At 67.0% G+C, this 1,431-nt stretch carries 1 protein-coding gene; it reads left to right on the forward strand.

The genetic code is table 11. The features are described from left to right. Nucleotides 1-206 precede the first annotated feature (206 nt). A complete protein-coding gene (istA, locus tag ACFUJR_RS39250) occupies nt 207-1,427 on the forward strand; it encodes an IS21 family transposase (protein WP_383181741.1) in 1,221 nt (406 codons plus the stop codon). The last annotated feature ends 4 nt before the right edge of the window (nt 1,428-1,431 follow it).

Below are 1,431 nucleotides of genomic sequence, written 5' to 3' on the forward strand. Positions count from 1 at the left end.
CTGAGGGGCGGAGCACAGCCATAGGCTGCCCACTGTGTGGGCCTGTCGACCGCACTCGCGAGATGATCTCCGGCTACGAAAATCTTGCCAGAGCCGTGAACGTGCACCACCGCGTACGGATGAACGTGCACCGTTCTTGATGCGGTGCGGCCGGTGGCGCGCGAGTCTTCTGTCGTCCTGTTCGGGGTCGGTGGAGGGCGGCGAGAGTGGTCTTGGATCCGCATCGCTGGTTGGAGCTGAGGCGGTTTCGCGGTCTGTATGAGTCCGGCGCGATGAGCCTGCGGGAGATCGCGAAGGAGACCGGGCTGAACCGGCGCACGGTCGTAAAGTATCTGTCGGGTGAGACGCCGGTCGCGCCGCCGAGGAGGGCGCCCAACGGGCAGCCGTACCGGCGGATCGTGGATGAGGTCGCGCCGTTGATCGACGCGATGCTGCGGGCCGAGATCCTACTCAAAGGGGCCGTGATCCACGAGCGCCTGGTGGCCGAGTACGGTTTCACGGGCAGCTACCAGCGGATCAAGATGTACTTGCAGGAAGCCCGCCCGCGGGTCGCGGAGGAACTGGGCATTAGCCCGGGTGAGCTGGCGGGCCTGCACCGCAGGTTCGAGGTGGTGCCGGGGGCTCAGGCCCAGGTTGACTGGGGTGACGAGGGAAAGATCCTCGCCCACGTCGGGATCTCGAAGGTCTACTCGTTCCACATGGCCTTGTCCTACTCGCGCGATCCGTTCTGCTGCTTCACCACCAGCCAGGACCTCGCCACCTTCTTCGACTGCCACCGCCAAGCGTTCGCCCACTTCGGCGGGGTCCCGATGTCGATCGTCTACGACCGCACCAAAACAGTGGTCCGCCGGCACGTCGCACCAGGGGAAGCCGTCCCCCTCCATCCGGAGGCCGTCGCCTTCGCCGGGCACTACGACTTCGACCCCGACGTACTGGCCGCCTACCGGCCCACGGGCAAAGGCCGGGTCGAACGGCAAGTTCTGATCGTCCGCGACCACGTCCTGGCAGGACGCGCATTCTCCTCGCTCGAGGAACTCAACGCCGCGTTCACCGCCTGGGTGCCGCTGCGACGGGCGAAGGTGCATGGCACCCACGGCGAGGTCATCGGCCTTCGTGCGATCCGCGACCACGTGGCCCTCCGCCCGCTGCCGCAGACGCCGTATGTGGTCACTCAGCGGCACCTCCGCCATGTCGGCAAGGACTGCCTCGTCGCCTTCGACGCGAATCTCTACTCGGTGCCGGCCCGCAAGGTCCGCCCCCGTCAGCTGGTCGAAGTCAGGGCCACGAAGTCCCAGGTCATGCTGCATGCCACCGCCCCCGATCGCACGGGCGAAACGCTGCTAGTGCCGCATCAGGCAACGTTCGCCCTGTCGACGACGGCGCGTAGGTGCCGGTCGTCGGCGTGGCGGTTTCGCCAGATGATGTAGCGGC

This window comes from Streptomyces sp. NPDC057271 (assembly GCF_042668715.1).
GTDB lineage: Bacteria > Actinomycetota > Actinomycetes > Streptomycetales > Streptomycetaceae > Streptomyces.